Origin of the sequence: Sphaerisporangium perillae (genome assembly GCF_023276435.1) — a bacterium.
GTDB lineage: Bacteria > Actinomycetota > Actinomycetes > Streptosporangiales > Streptosporangiaceae > Sphaerisporangium > Sphaerisporangium perillae.
In genome coordinates this window covers 77,962-94,987 of record NZ_JALLPO010000028.1, presented here as the reverse complement: position 1 = coordinate 94,987, position 17,026 = coordinate 77,962, and the positions used below count along the sequence as shown (strand labels likewise).

Sequence of the window (17,026 nt, the reverse complement as noted above, 5' to 3'; positions counted from 1 at the left end):
GCCCACCGGGGTCTTGCCGGCCGCCCGACTGAGGCGCTCCACCGGAACGGAGCCCGGCGGTGAACCACCGCCCAGGATTCTCCTTGCGCGACGAAGATTACCGCGCAGCCCAAGGTGGTCATGACCTGCGGTGATAGCGTGAAAGCGTTGCCAACGGGGGGAGGCGGCATGTCAAACCACGCAGATCCGGTCCTCGACTGCCCGGTGGATCAGACCCCGGACCCTCGGGAGCTGATCGAGGCGGCCATGCAGTGGCACTTCGACCCGGAGACCGGCTCGCCGTTCTGGCTGGAGCGCGCCAAGACCCTGGACTTCGATCCGTGCCAGGACGTGCACAGCTTCGCCGATCTGCGGATGTTCCCCAACGTGGTCGACGACCTGCGGGACGTGCGCGTGGAGGATCTCATCCCCAAGGGCTACGGACCGCACCCCGAGGTCGCCGGCGTGTTCGAGAGCGGTGGCACCACCGGGCCCCCCAAGCGCGTGATCATGCTCAAGGACTGGATGGACCGCCTGATGGCGTTCACCATGCGCGACATGGACTCCCGGGGCGACCCGCGAGACGTCAACTGGCTCTCGCTCGGGCCGAGCGGGCCGCACCTGTTCGGCGCGCTTGCCTCCTGGGAGTCGCGGCTGCGCGGAGGCGTGAAGTTCGCCGTCGACCTGGACCCGCGCTGGGTCAAGAAGTGCATCCGCGACGGCCGGATCGACGAGGCCGACCGCTACGCCGAGCACCTGATCGACCAGAGCGCCTTCCTGCTGGAGACCCAGGACATCGGGATCATGATCACCACGCCGCCGCTGCTCGAGCGCATCGCGCGCAGGGACCGGCTCGTCGAGCTGATCAACCGGAAGGTCCGGGTGCTGTTCTGGGCGGGCGCCCACATGGACGCCGACACCCGGCACCTGCTGCGCACCGAGGTGTTCCCGGACGTCGACCTGCGCGGCACGTACGCCAGCACCATGGTCATGGGCGGCACGGTCGAGCGCCCCGGCCTGACCGACGGCGACCCGTGGGTCTTCGACCCGTTCTCGCCCTACATCTCCTTCGCGGTCGTCGATCCGGAGACCGGCGTGGAGGTGGCCTACGGCGAGCGGGGGCAGGTCGTGATGAACCATGTCAGCAAGAACATGCTGCTGCCGAACAACCTCGAACGGGACCTCGCGACCCGGATCAAGCCCCTGCCGGGAACCATGGGCGACTCGGTCGCCGACGTCAGCCCGGTCCCGGTGTTCGACAACGAGACCGTCATCGAGGGGGTCTACTGATGAGTGAGCTCATCCAACTCGACGCCCTCGGGCCGAAGGGGCCCTACCGGACCGCCAACCGGCGGACCGTCACCGACGTCAGCGGCGTGCCCGTCGCCGAGCTCAGCCTGGTGCCGAAGCTGTACGTCGAGCGCAGCGTGGCCGCACTGCACAAGGCGCGGGTCATGCCGCCAGAGGAGCGCGCCGCCGCCCTGGAGCGGGCCGGGCGCGCGTTCGCCAACGAGACCATCAACGGGCTGTCCGTCGAGGACTACCAGCACGCGGTGAGCCGGGTCGCGGGGATGCCGATCTCGGTGGTGCGCGCCGCGACCAGGTCCATCGAGCGAGCCGCCCGGGAGGCCTTCCGGGGGACGCAGCGCGCCCGTCCGGAAGGAGCGGTCAGCGACTGGCACGATCCCGCGACCGAGCACGGTCACGCGGTCTGGACCCGGCGCGGTGACGTGTTCGCCGTGCTCGCCCCTGGCAACGAGCCGGAGGTGCATGCGCTGTGGCTGGAGGTCCTGGCGCTCGGGTACCGCGTCGCCGTCCGTCCCTCCCAGCGGGAGCCGCTCACCCCGCACCGGCTGGTGACCGCGCTGCGCGAGGCCGACTTCGGCGCGGACCAGGTGGTGTTCCTGCCCACCGACCACGCCGTGGCCGACGAGATCATCCGCGACGCGGACCTGGCGATGGTGTACGGCGGCGACAGCGTGATGCGGAAGTACAGCCAGGACGCGCGGGTGCTGCCGCAGGGCCCGGGACGCTCCAAGATCCTGCTGTCCGGTGACGACGATTGGTCCTCGCACGTGAACACCATCGTCGACTCCGTCAGCCACTACGGCGGGATGGCCTGCGTCAACACCACCGCGGTGTTCGTCGAGGGCGACCCCACCCCGGTGGCCGAGGCCATCGCCGAGCGGCTGTCCGCGATCCCGAGCCTGCCGCCCGAGGACGCCGAGGCCGTGCTGCCCGTGCAGCCTCTGGACAAGGCGGAGGTCATGGAGAGGTTCCTGCTGGATCACGCGCGCGGCACGACGGCCCGGCTCGGCGGCGACGGCATCGTCGACGATCTGGGCGACGGCAGCGCGGTCCTGCGGCCGGCGGTGTTCCAGGTGGACCGTCCGGACGCGCCGCAGACCGCCATCGAACTGGGCTTCCCCTGCGTCTGGGTGGCGCCCTGGTCGCGGGACGACGGTGTCGAGCCGCTGAAGAACAGCCTCGTCGTGACCGCGATCACCCGTGACGAGGCGCTGATCGACGGGCTGGTCAACGAACCCACGATCAGCAACGTCTACCTGGGGGACACCCCGACCTACTGGATGCGGCCGGGCATTCCGCACGACAGCTACCTCGCGGACTTCCTCATGCGCTCCAAGGCGATGATCCGGGACGGGCGCGGGTCCGGTCGCGAGGGAGACGGGGACCAGGCCGGAGATCTCTACCCCGACGCCGTGGGGCCGATCACACGTTGACGATCACCCGCTGACGGCGATCACGCCGGGAACGCGGGCCGGTGGCACCGCCCGAGGCGGTGTCCCGCTGACCGGCTACATCCTTGACCCCTGAGGTGCGGAGGTCTCGTTGAGGTGGAGACGGGATTTGAACCCGTGTACGCGGCTTTGCAGGCCGCTGCCTCGCCTCTCGGCCACTCCACCAGGGATCTTTCCGAGCGGACGACGGGATTCGAACCCGCGACCCTCACCTTGGCAAGGTGATGCTCTACCAGCTGAGCCACGTCCGCATGAACCCGGGAGGAGACTCTCCGGGTACGCACAGACTCTAGCGCGTCCATGGGGCCTTCGTGCACAGTCCACGCGGAACAGGGGTGCGTACGGGTTACCGGTTTCAGCCCGATACCTGAGGGCATCGGCTGGAGATGGTGGTGGATCGAGGGGATCAAGTACGTATCGTTGCCCGAATTCGGGCAGGATTCTTGGCGTGCCGTCGCTTTCCTGCGTAAAGTCCTGCCCTGTGTCAACGGCACGGCAGTATTCCCACGAAGATCTGATCACGCATCTGACCCGCACCACCCCGCTCGGGCCTGGAGAGGCCGCGCGGGTGGTCGCCGAGGTCGTCGCGTACTTCTCCGAGCCCATCGAGGAGTTCGTCCGGCGACGCCACGGCGAGATGAAATCGCGCGGGGGCACCAACGAGCAGATCTTCCCCGCCATCGCCGCCGAGCTCTCCGCCCGCCCCGTCGCGGCACCGGAGCTGTCGTTGCGCCAACTGCGCCGCATCGTTTACGGCTAGCGCCAAGGAGATCGAATATGTGTGGAATCGTCGCTTATATCGGCCCGAAGGACGCGGCGCCGATCCTGCTCGAGGGCCTGCAGCGCCTGGAATACCGTGGCTACGACTCGGCCGGTCTCGTGGTGAGCAACAAAGGCCTGAAGATGCGCAAGGTCAAAGGCAGGGTCGCCGACCTCGCGGCGGCCGTACCGGCGAGGTTCAAGGGCGGCCTGGGCATCGGGCACACCCGCTGGGCCACCCACGGCGTCCCCAACGACGTCAACGCCCACCCCCACCTGGACACCTCCGAGCGCATCGCGGTCGTGCACAACGGCATCATCGAGAACGCCGACGAGCTACGCGCGAAGCTCGTCGCCGACGGCGCCGTCTTCGCCTCCGAGACCGACACCGAGGTGCTCGCCCACCTCATCGCCCGCACCGTCGAGGACACCGACTCCCTGGAGGAGGCGGTCAGGAAGGCCCTGAAGAGCATCGTCGGCACCTACGGCATCGCCGTGGTCGACGCCCAGCGCACCGGCGAGATCGTCGTCGCCCGCAACGGCAGCCCCATCGTCATCGGCATCGGCGAGAAGGAGATGTTCTGCGCCTCCGACGTGGCCGCGCTGGTCCGCTACACGCGGCAGGTCGTCCACCTGGAGGACGGCGAGCTGGCCGTGCTGCGCGCCGACGGGTTCCGCACCTTCACCATGGACGCCCGCGCCACCTCCAAGGAGCCGCTGACCGTCGACTGGGACGCCGGGCACTACGACACCGGCGGCTACGAGCACTACCTGCTCAAGGAGATCTCCGACCAGCCCGAGTCGGTGGCCCGCACGCTGCGCGGCCGCCTGGACGGCCGGTTCAACATCGCCCACCTCGGCGGCCTCAACCTCGACGCCCGCGAGACCCGCGCGTTCCGCCGCGTCAAGATCATCGGCTGTGGTTCGGCGTACTACGCGGGACAGATCGGCGCCCAGCTCATCGAGGAACTCGCCCGCATTCCCGCCGACGCCGAGCCGGCTTCGGAGTTCCGTTACCGCAGCCCCGTCGTCGAGCACGACACGCTGTACGTCGCCGTCAGCCAGTCGGGGGAGACCTACGACACCCTGGCCGCCGTGCAGGAGCTCAAGCGCAAGGGCGGCCGGGTGCTCGGCGTGGTCAACGCGGTCGGCAGCGCCATCGCCCGCGAGGTGGACGGCGGCGTCTACCTGCACGCCGGGCCCGAGGTCTCCGTGGCCTCCACCAAGGCATTCACCTCCACGGCCGTGGCCTTCGCCCTGATCGCCCTGCACTTCGGCCGGGTCCACGACCTCTCGCCCGCCGACGGGCGGCGCATCGTCGAGGGACTGAAGAGGCTCCCCGAGCAGATCGAGGAGATCCTCAAGCAGGGCGACGCCATCGAGGCCCTCGCCCGCAAGTACGCCCCCCACCCCAGCATGATGTTCGTCGGCCGGGTGCGCGGCTACCCGGTCGCCCGCGAGGGCGCCCAGAAGCTCAAGGAGGTCTCCTACGTCCACGCCGAGGCCTACCCGGCGAGCGAGCTGAAGCACGGGCCCCTGGCGCTCATCGGCCCCGAGATGCCGACCGTCGCGATCGTCCCCGACGACGAGCTGCTCGACAAGAACCTCACCACACTCGGCGAGATCCGCGCCCGCGGCGGCAAGGTCCTCATGGTGGGCCACCGCGTGCCCGACGCCAAGCTCGCCGAGGACGTCATCGTCGTCCCGAAGAACGAGGTCGAGCTGGACCCCATCCTGCTCGGCATCCCCCTGCAGCTTCTCGCCTACCACGCCGCCGTCGCCCTCGAACGCGACGTCGACAAGCCCCGCAACCTCGCCAAGAGCGTCACCGTCGAGTGACCCCTGGTGCCCTGCGGCTCACGCCCGGAGGACGGGCGCGAGGCGCAGGGCATACCGCAGGGAAGCCCGGCTCCGGGCGCGAACCGTGGCTGCGCGCCCACCCCCGGCCTACCGTAGAGGTGGCGCTGTAGCGCCTCCGGAGGCGAGGGCGGATCGTCCGATCGGGGGAGTCGTACAGTGTCCAGGTGAGCAACCTGGAGAGGGATCCTCAGGAGACGGTGTGCGGCGGTCCGGACGTGGCCGCGGAAGGGCCGGTGCGCGAGCTGCTCACCGGCCGCGACGTGGTCCTCGGCGGTCCTCGGGGCATGACGGTGACCAGAACCCTGCCGAACCGCGAACGCCGGATGGTCGGCGCGTGGTGCTTCGTGGACCACTACGGTCCCGAGCCGGCGACCATGCGGGTGGCGCCGCACCCGCACACCGGGCTGCAGACGGTGAGCTGGCTGCTCCAGGGCACGGTGCTGCACCGCGACAGCCTCGGCAGCGAGCAGCTCATCAGCCCCGGCCGGCTGAATTTGATGACCGCCGGCCGGGCGATCTCCCACTCCGAGGAGTCCGTGGAGCGGGACGCCGTGCTGCACGGGGTGCAGCTGTGGGTGGCGCTCCCCGAGGGGGCCCGCCACGCGGCCCCCGCCTTCGACCACCATCCGGCCCTTCCCGTGCTCACCGCGCCCGGGGTCACGGTGACCGTCATCGCCGGAGAGCTCGCCGGCCGCACCTCGCCGGCGCGGATCCACACCCCTCTGGTCGGCGCGGAGCTGGCCTTCGACGAGGCGGCGGGCTTCAGCATCCCCCTCCGGCCGGACTTCGAGTACGCGGTGATGGCCCTCACCGGCGCCGTCGAGGCCGACGGCGTCCTCCTGGCCCCCGGGCCCCTGCTGTACCTCGGCTGCGGCCGCTCGGAGCTGGTCCTTCAGGCCCGCGAGGCCGGTCGGGTCCTCCTGCTCGGCGGCGAGCCGTTCGGGGAGGAGATCGTCATGTGGTGGAACTTCGTCGGCCGCAGCCACGAGGAGATCGACCGGTTCCGCAAGGAATGGGAAGAGGGCACCGAGTTCGGCATCGTCGAGGCCTTCGACGGCACCCCGATCCCCGCCCCCGCCCTCCCCACCACCCGCCTGAAGCCCCGCGGCCGCCGGAGATAGCCGCCTGAGGCGAAGATCCTCGCTCGGCTTCTAGGACAGGGGGATGGCCCACCCGGCACCCATGCCGGTAGTGGCCCGTGTGAACCCACCACGGCATCGACCGTTCCAGCACGGGCAAGGTAGCGCGCCACCCGAACGGGGGGCGGTGGCGGCTCACGGCATCGGCGCCCGGAAAACCCCGGCGCGGGCGGCCGCGAGGGCGGCGTCGGCGGCACGGTTCGCCACCGCCTCGTCGATCGGCTCACCGGTGATGAACAGCCGGTAGTAGAGCGGGGCGACCGCGACCCTGACGACCTCGGCGGCGTCGGTGCCCTCCGGCAGCTCGCCACGTGCGATGGCGCGGGTCACGAGCGCCCCCGACTGCGCGTGGCGGGCCGCGAAGAACGCGTGCAGCGCCGTCGCGGTCGCGGGGTTGCGTACGGCCGCCGCGATGAACGCCGTGGACACCGGCCCGGTCTCCGGATCGGTGAAGCCGGTGACCACCAGGCGGGCGAGGGCCCGCAGGTCGCCCTCGATCGTGCCGGTGTCGGGGACCGGCCACGGCTCGCCGCTCGCCAGATCGAGCGCGTCGGCCGCCAGCCCCTCCACGCCGCCCCAGCGCCGGTAGACTGGCGGGCCGACGTCGGCGGGCAGCACACTCTGACCCACCGGGTCCTCGCCCTTCATGGGCCCGGCGCGTCCCTGCGCCCCGCGTCGGCGGCCACGGTGTCGTCCATGCGCTGTCATCCGTGAGGCCCTCAAAGATGAGACCCTCGGACCTGAGTGTCTTGTCGCTGGTCGCCTGGGCCGGGTCAGAGGCTTGGAGGGTTGCGGGAGAATGGCGGGCGTGAGGGTCGGCGCCGTTGTGCGGCCGCTGGTGAGCGGGGCGACCTATCGGCGGGGGGTCCACCTGCTGCTCGGTGGCGTGCTGCTGCTGCCGTACGTCCTGGTGGCGGTCCTGTTCGCGGGGATGTTCACCGTGCCGGACGCGCCGTACGGGCTGCTCGTGCTCGTGCTCGCGCTCGTGGTCGTGATCGGCGTGGTGCCGCCGTTCCTGCGCGGGACGAGGGCGCTGGAGATCGTGGCCGCGCGTGCCCTGCTCGGCGTCCCGCTTCCGGATCCACCCGTGACGGCGGAGTCCGGACGGGAGGCGCGGGAGACCCGCGTGCGGGCGGCCCTGTGGTTCGCCGTCCACCTGGTCGCGGGCGGGGTCGTCGCGCTGCTGATCCTCATCCCCCTGGTGATGGGCGTGACGTTCGTCGTCCAGTGGTTCGGCATCGCCGGAGGCGCGCTGGACGGGCTGCGGATCGGGCCGCTGGACGAGCACGACACCGGGTGGCTGTCGCTGCTCGGCGTCGTCACGCTCGCCGGGGTCCTGTACGCCGTGGCGGGGCTCGGGGCGCTGGCGGCCGTCATGGCGCCCGTGCTGCTCGGGCCCTCGCCGGCCGAGCGCATCGCGGCCCTGGAGGCGCGGGCGGCCCGCCTCGCCGAACGCAACCGGCTGGCCCGCGAACTGCACGACTCCATCGGGCACGCGCTGACCGTGACGATGCTGCAGGCGTCCGCCGCGTTGCACCTGCTGGACACCGATCCGGAGTTCGCCCGCGGCGCGCTCCAGGCGATCGAGGAGACCGGGCGGGCCGCGACCGAGGACCTCGACCGGGTGCTCGGCATGCTGCGCGAACGCGACCGAGCCGACGAGCCGGCCGGTCAGCGAGCCGATGGGCGGGCCGGTCAGCGAGCCGATGGGCGGGCCGGTCAGCGGGCCGACGAGCGGGCCGGTGCGGGGGGCGGCGGGGCGCCGCCGCACGGGCTTGGGGACCTGGACAGGCTGGTGGCGCATTCGCGCGGAACCGGCGTCGAGGTGGACACCGAGATCGAGGGCTCGGTGGACGACCTGCCCGCCCCGGTGTCCCGGGAGGGATACCGCATCATCCAGGAGAGCCTGACGAACGTGCTCCGGCACGCGGGACCGGTTCCGGTCGCGCTGCGCGTCGCCGTGGACGGGCCTACGCTGACGATCGAGGTGTCCAACCCCGTAACCGCCGCCCGTCCACGGCGCGAGGGCGGGCGCGGGCTGGTGGGCATGCGCGAACGCGTCACACTGCTCGGCGGAACGATGACGGCCGGCCCGGACGGCGCCCACTGGCGCGTCTCGGTTCACCTGCCGGCACTGGAGGGAGAGGCACCGTGACGATTCGGGTGGCGATCGTCGACGACGAGGAACTGGTCCGGGTGGGGCTCCGGGTGATCATCGACGCGCAGTCCGACCTGGAGGTCGTCGGGGAGGCCGCCGACGGTGCCGAGGTGATGGCGATGGTGGCCCGCACCCGGCCCGACGTGCTCCTCATGGACGTGCGGATGCCCGCGATCGACGGCATCGAGGCGACGCGCCGGCTCCTCGCCGCGTCGAGCGAGCCGCCGCGGGTGCTGATGATCACCACCTTCGAGAACGACGACCACGTGTACGAGGCGCTGCGCGCGGGCGCCGGCGGGTTCATCCTCAAGCGCACCCGGCCACCCGAGGTCGTGGAGGCGGTACGGGTGGTGGCGCGCGGGGAGTCCCTGGTGTTCCCGGCGGCGATCCGCCGCCTGGCCGGCGCGTACGGCCGCGGCGGGGTCGACGGGCCGGCCGCCGACCGGCTCCGCCGTGCCCGCCTGACCGAACGCGAGGAGGAGGTCCTGCGCCTGATGGCCACCGGCCTGTCCAACGCGGAGATCGCCGCGCGGCTGGTGGTGGGGGCCGAGACGGTCAAGACCCACGTCGGCAACGTCCTCGCCAAGCTCGGAGCCCGCGACCGCACCCAGGCCGTGATCGCCGCCTACGAGTCCGGCTTCGTCAACCCGACCCGCTGACCACCATTCCGAACCTGCGTGGCCCCGGCCCCAGTGACCGAGAAGCCAGAGCCGACCGGTCGAGACCGCCGAGCACTCCGCCGCCGCCGCCGCCGTGACCCGGCCGACGGTTCCGTGAGTGCTTCTGGGCGCCCGTCCCCGTGGGGTGCCCAGGAGCAGAGGATGCGGGGGCGTGGCCGGCGTCAGGCGGAGGATGGCGCCGCGCGGGAGACGACGTCGTCGCACAGCGCGTGGAGGGCGTCGCGGGCGGGGCCGGCAGGTAGGGCGAGCAGTGCCTGCTGGGCCTGGCATGCGTAGCGTTCCACCTCGGCCCGGGTCTGCGCGAAGCCGGGCGACCGCCGCACCAGCCGCGCGACGGTCGCCAGTTCACGCGCGTCCGTGATGGGGCCGGCGGCGAGCATCCTCCGCAGTCGCGCCGAGTCCCGGCCGCCCCCGGCCCGGTTCCGGCCACGGATCCGGCCCGCGCTCCAGCCACGGATCCGGCTCACGCTCAGACCCCGGATCTGGGTCGCGTCCTGGCCGCGGGGCCGGTCCGTGTCCAGGCCGCGCGTCCGGTCCGTGTCCTGGCCGCGGGTCCGGTCCGCCCCGAAGCCGCGGATCCGCGGCCGGATGGCCCGCAGTACCGGCAGTGTCGCCACGCCCTCGCGCAGGTCGGCGTTCGCGGGCTTGCCCGTACGGGCGGTCGGCTCGGCGAGGTCGAGCAGGTCGTCGGAGAGCTGGAACGCGATGCCGAGCGCCTCCCCATAGGCGCCGAGGGCCGTGGCCGTGCCGGCGGGCGCGCCCGAGGCTCGCGCGCCGAGCCGGGTCGCGAGCGTGAACAGCGCGGCCGTCTTGTCGGCGATCACGCTCATGTAGTACCGCTCGGGGTCGGGGTGGCGGCCGGCCTCCACGGTCTCGCGGAGCTGGCCGGTGACCAGCCGGGTCAGCATGCGCGCCTGCTCTTCCACGGCGTCCGCTCCGAGCGGGGCCGCCAGCTCGGACGCCCTGGCCACCAGGTAGTCACCGGCGAGGATCGCGACGCGGTTGCTCCAGCGGGCGTTGACGCTGGGCACTCCGCGTCGCGTCGGCGCCTCGTCCATGACGTCGTCGTGGTACAGCGAGGCGACGTGCATGAGTTCCACGGCCGCCGCCGCGCGTACGACGTGCGGATGGTCGTGGTCGCCGAACCGCGCCGCGAGCAGGACGAGCGCGGGGCGCAGCCGCTTGCCGCCGGCGGCGAGGAGGTGCGTGGCCACGGTGGTGAGGAACGGGTCGCCCGGGCTGTGCAGCGTGGAGCGCAGCAGGTCGTCGACGTCGGCGAGCGACCGCCGCGTCCACGCCGCGAGCGTGTCGTCGGAGATGGACCACATGGTCGGCATGGCCCGCTCAGCCCTGACTTCCGCAGGTGCCGCACGCGCCGCGCCGCCGCACGTGGTACCCGTAGGTGGCGATGGCGAGCGCGACGCCCCACAGTGGCCACAGCGCGTGCGTGGCGACCAGGATCGGGCTGTAGTCCCCCGTGAGATGTTCGATCTCGGGGGCGAAGATGATCCCGAGGCCCCCGGAGATCACGATGGGGACCACGTACGCCGCCGGGATCACCGCGAGCTTGATCGGGACGCGGCGGCCGGCCAGGCCGATCATCCAGCGGGGGAAGACCTCGCCCCAGCGCTGGACGAGCCCGAGGGTGAGGATCGCGCCTACGACCGCGAACGTCGCGAGACCGGCGCCGGCCCACACGCCGCCGCTGTCCCACAGGTCGGTCAGCATCTCGTCGCTGATGCCGAGAGGTACGCCCGCCAGCCAGGCGTAGCGGCTCACGGAGTAGAGCAGGGGGATGAGGACGGCGACGATGGTGGCCCGGCCGCCCCACATGGCGATCCGCAGGCGGTCGGCGCCCGAGAAGTCACGGTCGCGGCCGCAGCGGGCACAGGCGCCCCGGCTGCGGCGCTGCCAGGAGAGCACGGCGAACGCGACGAGGAACCCGCCCAGCATGCTCCACACCTGGTTGCCCAGCGACCAGGTGAACACGTTCCCGTAGTCGACATCCCCAGGCCAGCCGAAGGGGGCGCCGAGGATGAGCATGGGCGCGTACCCGGTGAGGGCGAGGACGTTCACGGTCGGCACGAGGACCAGCAGGGCGATGGCGACGGCCCAGCCGAAGCCCAGCAGAACGGCCCGGCCCGCCCGCGACGGCCGTACCGCGTGCGGCCCTGCCATGGCGAGGCAGGCGACCGCGGCGGAGAGCAGGACCGCCGCGAAGATGGGCGCGCCGACCTCGGGCGTCAGGTCCCGCAGCGGTCCCGACCGGCCTTGCGGGTCATCGCGCCCGAACGGGAACCCGCTGCCGGTGATGGTCCACACGAGCGCGACGACACCGTAGACGGCGGCCCAGATCGCCGCGGCGTAGCCGACCCACCCCGAACCCGTGCCCGGTGCGGAGACCGGCGATCCGCCGGTGGCCGAGGTCTCGCCGCTGGAGGGGAGTGCGGCGCCGGCAAAGGACGGCTCGGCCATGGAGGGGGACGCGGTGGTGGCTGAGGGCGGGGCGGTGGTGGCCTGGTGTCGCGTTGGGGCCGCCGGGTCTCCTGCGGGCCGGCCGGCCGGGGTGAGGGATGAGGATGACAAGGTGCCCCCTTGGTGGGAAGTGCGTGGAATCTCGCACTCACCACGGTCGTCCCGGCCGCCGCCGGACGACTCCCCCCGCGATGGGAACCCCGTCCCCCACACGGGGGAACCGCCGGCCCGGCGAACGCCTGCCCCCACGCGCCGGGCGCCGATGACGCGATGGCCATCGCGGCCCGTTCTGTTGTCCGCATAGCGGGGGCATCCGGCCCGGGACTTGGCTATTGTTTCCAAAGTTGTTCAAGTTACTGACGGGGCTCGGCGGAAGTGCCGAGCCTCTGTTTCGTTTTGGAGTGCCTAAACCTCTCCCATGGTTCATCCGTTAACGGCGAGTGCCGACGCCAAGCCACACCCTCCTGCCGTTGACTGTGATCCGGCAGTCCACACGGGGGTAGAGGACACGCGGCCATTGGGACCAGCACCGGACGCCGGGCCGGCGCCGGTTTTCGACGGCGGCCGGGGTTCTGGCAAGCGGATGACTCAGCCCGCCTTCCCGGCGGTGAACGATTTCCGGCGCGTCTGGGGAGCGTCGGCTCTGTCCATGGTCGCGTTCCGCATGCTGGGCGTGATCTACCCGCTGCTCGCCCTCGGAGTCACGGGATCCCCAGCGGTGGCGGGTTGGGTGGGTTTCGCGTGGACCGTGCCCGGGGTCGTGCTTTATATCCCTGCCGGTGTCCTGGTGGACCGGTGGACTCCGCGCGCCATCATGCTGTGCAGCGAGACGGTCCGCGCGGTCACGGCCGCCACTTTGTGCGTGCTGCTGGCGACGGGTTCGGTCCCCCTGTGGCTGATCGGCCTGGCCGCCCTCATCGAGGGCACGTCCTGGGTCTTCCACGCCACGGCGGAGACGGCGTTGGTGCCCTCCTTGGTCGATCGCTCCCAGCTCAACGGCGCCTACGCTCGCACCGAGACCAGCGCTCACCTCGCGGTGGTCGTGGGCAGGTCACTCGCGGGCGTGCTGCTTGCCATAGGACACGCGTGGCCGCTCGGGGTCAACGCCGTGCTGTTCGTCCTGTCCTTGGGCATGCTCCGGCGGGTGGACGGAGGGACGCGCCGGCGGGCGGAGCGGGTGAGCTTCGTCGCCGAGATGGTCAGCGGGGTCAGGGAACTCACGGACCATCCATTCCTGCGTGACGCCATGGTCATGACCATGATCACCAATTTGGTGGTCAACACGCTGATCATGGTGTACCTCACCGGCTCGGCGGGATCCCCTCTTCAGGTCGGTCTCGTCGTCGCCGCGGGCGGGGTCGGCGGAGCCGTCGGATCGAGTCTCACCATCCGCTACGCCCATGACGCCATCACTCTGTTCAGGCAGATGTGGGTCCTGGTGCTTGCGATCCTCGTAGCGCTTCTAGGACATCCGACGTTCTTCGCCCTCGCGACCTTCATGATCGGATATGTCGGGGCGCTCAGCAACATCGCGGTCCGGACCTTCGAAGCCAGCCACATCGCTCCCGGCAACCTCGCCAAGGTCGCGGGGGTCTCCAGGTTCGCCGCGCGCTGCGCCGTCTGCGCGGCCGGCCCCATCGGAGGCGCACTCGTGGCCGTGGCCGGGTTCGCCGGTGCCGTTCGCCTCCTGGCCGGGGTGGTCGTGGGCATCGCCGTCGTCGCCGCGTTCACCCCGTGGGGCAAGCGCTTGAAGACCACCTTGTCCGAGCGGGCCCCGGGCCGTCAGGCCGTCATTCGGCCGACTGGATGAGCCGTCCGGCCTCCCCGGCCAGATGGGCGGGCAGCTTGGGATCCATGGCGGCCTTCGCCCTCGCGGCCAGTGCCGCGGCTCCCGCGAGGTCGCCTGCGATCTCCCTGACGCGGGCCGCGTAGAACAGGATCGGCCCATGGCCGCCCGCGTCGCCCAGCACCTCGGCGATCTCCTTCTCGGCCTCCTCCAGGCGGTCCTGAGATGCCAGCGCGAGAGCCCGAGCCGCCCGCGCGGAGGGCCACTGCAGTGGTTTGACGCGGTTCAGATCCTTCAAGGCGGCCTCGGACCGGCCGAGACCGGCCAGGATCTCGCCACGTGCCTGGAGGGCGGCCGTGGCGTTGCCCTCCCGGGTGAGCACGTCGTTGAGCACGTCCCGGGCGGCGTCGGGGTGCCCGTCGTACCACAGCGCCCAGGCGAGCTCCGTCTGGATCTCGGCGTCGTCCGGCACCCTGCGCACGGCGGTCAGCAGTTCCCGGACGGCCTCGGACGGCCGCCCCTGGGCGAGCCTGAGACGCCCGATGCCGGCCAGCAGACGCCCCACGGCCGCGGTGGCGCCGAGCGTGTCGAACAGCAGCGCCGCGGTCCTGTAGTGCACCACGGCCTTCTCGAGGTCCTCCCGCTCGTCGGCGACGTTGCCCAGGAAGGACTCGATCTCCGCTCGAAGCCGGGTGTTGTCGCCGCTGCGCTCGAGGGCCTGTTCGCCGAGCTTCGTCGCCATGACGAAGTCACCGTCCCTCAGGGACAGCTCCGCGGCGCGAAGGTAGTCGTCGGGAGCGGCGAGGCTGTTGCGTTGCCCCTGGACGTTGCCGCCCTGTGTGATGGGCTGGATGAGCCGGTCATGTGACAGCTCGCACCACCGGGCGCCCGCCCTGACGTCGACACGCAGGATGTGCCGGTCGACCAGCGCTTTCACGACGACGTTCTCGACTCCCGCCGTCATCGTCTCACCTTGGTAGGCGACGCCTCGCGTGCCGAGTTCGGTGATGAAGTTCTGCTGGAGCCAGCGGCGGAGCCGGGCGGTGTCTCCGTCGAAGTGCCGGCGTGCCACCTCGCCGATCATCCGTTCGCAGAAGTCCGCGAGAGATCTGTCGGCGTTCGCGAAGCGGCGCACGTGGTCCCGGGTGATGACGCGGACGTCGTCCGGCAGGGAATCCCACATCGTGGAGCAGACCACCTGGAGCTGGACGGGCTCCACGGCCTTGGTGTCGACCTCCACCTCCTCGCCCAGCGCCCTGCCGACGCGGATCTTGCGGAGATCGTCCACCAGGATCTGGGCGGCGCCCTCCTCGAACGTCCGCCCGGTCCCGTGGAGCGGGCCCTCGGTCGCCTGAACCGCGGCGGTGGTGTCCAGGGCGATCAGCGGGAACCGGCCTCTGGCCATGCCCGCCAGTTCGGGCTCGTGGGGCAGAAGCGAGGCGAGGTAGTCGTCCCGGATGGAGATGAGCAACCGCAGGTGGAGGTTGTCGCGCAGTGCCTGGGCAAGCTGGCTCATGAACCAGACGCGATAGGGACGGCGGTGCGCGAAGTCGCTGAACAGCTCTTCCGCCTGGTCGATCGCCACAAGGGTGAGGACCGGGTCCCCGTACGGGTCGACGCGCGCGTGCTGGCCGCGGAGGAAGGCGGGGATGGTCATGCCGGCCAGCCGCGTCGGGCTCTCCAGGGGCGACCATGACGACAGCAGCGCGAAGACATGCGGGTTGTGGTGGGGCATCTTGGCGGTGGGGTATGCGGAGCCGTGGGACACGCGGCCGAGCGGGAGGACGTCGGTCTTGGCCGGGTCGAGCAAGGGCAGGACGCCCGCCTGGATGAGGGAGGTCTTGCCGACCCCGGAGGGCCCGTACAGGACGGTCAGCCTGTTCGCCTGCCAGAGGTCGCACACCTCTTGCGATTCGCGCGGACGTCCGAAGAACCGGCCGCCGTCCTCCTTGCGGAAGGCTCGCAACCCGACATAGGGCTCATATATCGCCGGCCCGGCGGCTCCGGAAATCACGCGTCCAACTCCATCCGTTGCCGCAGTTCATCGCAGAATTCCTGTGCCGACCCCCAGAAGATGGAAATCTGCCATTTCTCGAAGTACCTGGACCAGTACAGCCTGGCGTTCCGCTCGGCGTCGCGGCGCTTTCCATCACCGTTGGGGATCAGCTGGACGCTCACGTTGCTACGGCGGTTGATCCCCGGGACCGCGCGGAGCAGCCCGTTGAAGAGCACCCGGAACGTCCAGTCGCGGAGGCTGTATCCGATGAAGAGCAGAGAGCGCGTTGTCAGGGCCCTCAGGATCGAGGGAGGGAGGATGCGCTTGTCGTCGGCGATCCGCGCGATGGCGAGGTTGGTGACGAATTCCAGGTAGTCGTCCTCGGTGAGAACGACGGACGTCGGATACTCGAGCCGCCCGTGCAGGTGGTAGACGAGCGGGGCCTCCGGCTGTGGATTCCATCCGGCCGCGTCGAGGAACAACTGCTCGGAGTACTCCACGTCGGGATACCACGGACACATGGCGACGTTGGGCGCTTTACCTGCGGCCTTCAACGACTGGACGATGAAGTCGTCGTAGTTGGTGGTGACGTAGACCGGCAACGGGAATCGCGCCAGAAGCGCATGAGGTTCGAGGGTGTTGAAGTCGGGCGGGCGGATTCCCCTGAGTTCTCGGCAGAGGCGGCTTTTGACATACACCGGATCGCGCATCTTGAGTGCGGCGAACTGCGTCACCCGTGCCAGATCGTGGTCGTCCTCGAACGGGTAGTCGTACCTGTCGGCCCATTTCCCGGCGAGATCCCCGCCCGCCGGCAGCGCGCTCACACTGGCCCCGGCACCGAGGAACGGTGTGCAGTCCCCGTTCCGCAGTTGATCGATCAAGCGGTTCCACTCGTCGTCGTCCAATCCCGACCTCCCATCGCGGATCGAAGATCCCGCACAGACACCGGCCGGGAGCCGCGCTCGCCGCGCCGGACCAGGGGACAGGACGGGAGAATGCGTCACATCCACCTTTCTGTCGTGTCCGGCCGTGATCGGCAAGCCGTCTGGTCAGATCGAACTGTCGAAGCCCGCCGTCGGCGGCGCGTCCGCCGGGTCGAGGAGCAGCGCCCGCAGGATCTTCCGCACCACCACGTTGTCGGTTCGCGCGAGGTCCTTCAGGGTGATTCCGGTGACGTCGATGAGATCGGTTGAGGTGGGCACCTCGTTACTCATGGGGCTCCTTCTGTCGCGATACGCGGGTGGCAAGGCGCTGTCGTGCCGCCGCGTCCGTCGCCTCGAATTTCGGTCTTCCCATTCGTCGTTCGGGGCCGTTCCCGAAGACCGGAACCGTCACCACTCCTTCGTGCTCGCGAAAGATTCCGGTTATACGATTCTGTGATGTCCGAGGTGGCGAATCAACCTCTAGGATGATATCCAGGGGTGATCTACAGACG

General features: G+C 70.9%; 14 protein-coding genes and 2 tRNA genes. 8 read left to right on the top strand and 8 right to left on the bottom strand.

Annotation, left to right across the window (positions count from 1 at the left end; all coding sequences use genetic code 11):
- Nucleotides 1–168: 168 nt before the first annotated feature.
- Both MYF83_RS26540 and MYF83_RS26535 read left to right on the top strand, forming a co-directional pair.
- Nucleotides 169–1,269: a class I adenylate-forming enzyme family protein gene (locus tag MYF83_RS26540; RefSeq protein ID WP_248963432.1), complete on the top strand. Its 1,101-nt coding sequence runs from the start codon at nt 169–171 to the stop codon at nt 1,267–1,269.
- Nucleotides 1,269–2,720 carry an aldehyde dehydrogenase family protein gene (locus tag MYF83_RS26535; protein WP_248963431.1) on the top strand — a complete coding sequence of 484 codons (1,452 nt, stop codon included), beginning with the start codon at nt 1,269–1,271 and terminating at the stop codon, nt 2,718–2,720. The genes MYF83_RS26540 and MYF83_RS26535 overlap by 1 nt, the downstream gene beginning before the upstream one ends.
- A 112-nt stretch (nt 2,721–2,832) precedes the next feature.
- On the opposite strand, the gene MYF83_RS26530 is transcribed toward MYF83_RS26535, so the two are convergent.
- Both MYF83_RS26530 and MYF83_RS26525 read right to left on the bottom strand, forming a co-directional pair.
- Nucleotides 2,833–2,903, bottom strand: a tRNA-Cys gene (locus tag MYF83_RS26530).
- Between the two features lie 13 nt (nt 2,904–2,916).
- Nucleotides 2,917–2,989, bottom strand: a tRNA-Gly gene (locus tag MYF83_RS26525).
- 230 nt (nt 2,990–3,219) lie between these two features.
- On the opposite strand from MYF83_RS26525, the gene MYF83_RS26520 reads away from it, so the two are divergent.
- From MYF83_RS26520 to MYF83_RS26510, 3 genes are all read left to right on the top strand, one after another.
- Nucleotides 3,220–3,498: a hypothetical protein gene (locus MYF83_RS26520; RefSeq protein ID WP_248963430.1), complete on the top strand. Its 279-nt coding sequence runs from the start codon at nt 3,220–3,222 to the stop codon at nt 3,496–3,498.
- 17 nt (nt 3,499–3,515) lie between these two features.
- Nucleotides 3,516–5,336, top strand: coding sequence for a glutamine--fructose-6-phosphate transaminase (isomerizing) (glmS, locus tag MYF83_RS26515; RefSeq protein WP_248963429.1), 1,821 nt, complete (start codon nt 3,516–3,518; stop codon nt 5,334–5,336).
- Between the two features lie 185 nt (nt 5,337–5,521).
- Nucleotides 5,522–6,478 (top strand): pirin family protein, encoded by a 957-nt coding sequence (locus MYF83_RS26510; RefSeq protein WP_248963428.1) that lies wholly within the window; start codon nt 5,522–5,524, stop codon nt 6,476–6,478.
- Nucleotides 6,479–6,631: 153 nt separating this feature from the next.
- Here MYF83_RS26510 and MYF83_RS26505 read toward each other — a convergent pair whose 3' ends face one another.
- Nucleotides 6,632–7,126 carry a TetR-like C-terminal domain-containing protein gene (locus tag MYF83_RS26505; RefSeq protein WP_248963427.1) on the bottom strand — a complete coding sequence of 165 codons (495 nt, stop codon included), beginning with the start codon at nt 7,124–7,126 and terminating at the stop codon, nt 6,632–6,634.
- A gap of 178 nt (nt 7,127–7,304) precedes the next feature.
- Here MYF83_RS26505 and MYF83_RS26500 point away from each other — a divergent pair, with 178 nt between their 5' ends.
- Together MYF83_RS26500 and MYF83_RS26495 are read left to right on the top strand one after the other, a co-directional pair.
- On the top strand, nt 7,305–8,651 hold the full coding sequence (locus tag MYF83_RS26500) for a sensor histidine kinase (protein WP_248963426.1): 1,347 nt from the start codon (nt 7,305–7,307) through the stop codon (nt 8,649–8,651).
- Complete coding sequence (locus MYF83_RS26495) at nt 8,648–9,313, top strand: response regulator transcription factor (RefSeq protein ID WP_248963425.1); 666 nt, start codon at nt 8,648–8,650, stop codon at nt 9,311–9,313. Before MYF83_RS26500 ends, MYF83_RS26495 begins: the two co-directional genes overlap by 4 nt.
- A gap of 182 nt (nt 9,314–9,495) precedes the next feature.
- Here the strand turns inward: MYF83_RS26495 and MYF83_RS26490 are convergent, their stop codons facing one another.
- Together MYF83_RS26490 and MYF83_RS26485 are read right to left on the bottom strand one after the other, a co-directional pair.
- Nucleotides 9,496–10,671 (bottom strand): polyprenyl synthetase family protein, encoded by a 1,176-nt coding sequence (locus tag MYF83_RS26490; RefSeq protein WP_248963424.1) that lies wholly within the window; start codon nt 10,669–10,671, stop codon nt 9,496–9,498.
- Between the two features lie 7 nt (nt 10,672–10,678).
- The gene (locus MYF83_RS26485; protein ID WP_248963423.1) at nt 10,679–11,920 is read right to left on the bottom strand and encodes a hypothetical protein; all 1,242 of its coding nucleotides are present in this window, start codon (nt 11,918–11,920) and stop codon (nt 10,679–10,681) included.
- Between the two features lie 472 nt (nt 11,921–12,392).
- Here MYF83_RS26485 and MYF83_RS26480 point away from each other — a divergent pair, with 472 nt between their 5' ends.
- Nucleotides 12,393–13,619 carry an MFS transporter gene (locus MYF83_RS26480; RefSeq protein WP_248963422.1) on the top strand — a complete coding sequence of 409 codons (1,227 nt, stop codon included), beginning with the start codon at nt 12,393–12,395 and terminating at the stop codon, nt 13,617–13,619.
- Here MYF83_RS26480 and MYF83_RS26475 read toward each other — a convergent pair.
- The 3 genes from MYF83_RS26475 to MYF83_RS26465 all read right to left on the bottom strand — a co-directional run bounded on the left by MYF83_RS26475 (nt 13,600) and on the right by MYF83_RS26465 (nt 16,805).
- Nucleotides 13,600–15,609: a tetratricopeptide repeat protein gene (locus MYF83_RS26475; protein ID WP_248963421.1), complete on the bottom strand. Its 2,010-nt coding sequence runs from the start codon at nt 15,607–15,609 to the stop codon at nt 13,600–13,602. The genes MYF83_RS26480 and MYF83_RS26475 overlap by 20 nt on opposite strands.
- Entirely contained in the window at nt 15,606–16,496 is an 891-nt protein-coding gene (locus tag MYF83_RS26470) for an SIR2 family NAD-dependent protein deacylase (RefSeq protein WP_248963420.1), read from the bottom strand. The genes MYF83_RS26475 and MYF83_RS26470 overlap by 4 nt, the downstream gene beginning before the upstream one ends.
- 144 nt (nt 16,497–16,640) lie before the next feature.
- Entirely contained in the window at nt 16,641–16,805 is a 165-nt protein-coding gene (locus tag MYF83_RS26465; RefSeq protein ID WP_248963419.1) for an FxSxx-COOH-like cyclophane-containing RiPP peptide, read from the bottom strand.
- Nucleotides 16,806–17,026: the final 221 nt, after the last annotated feature.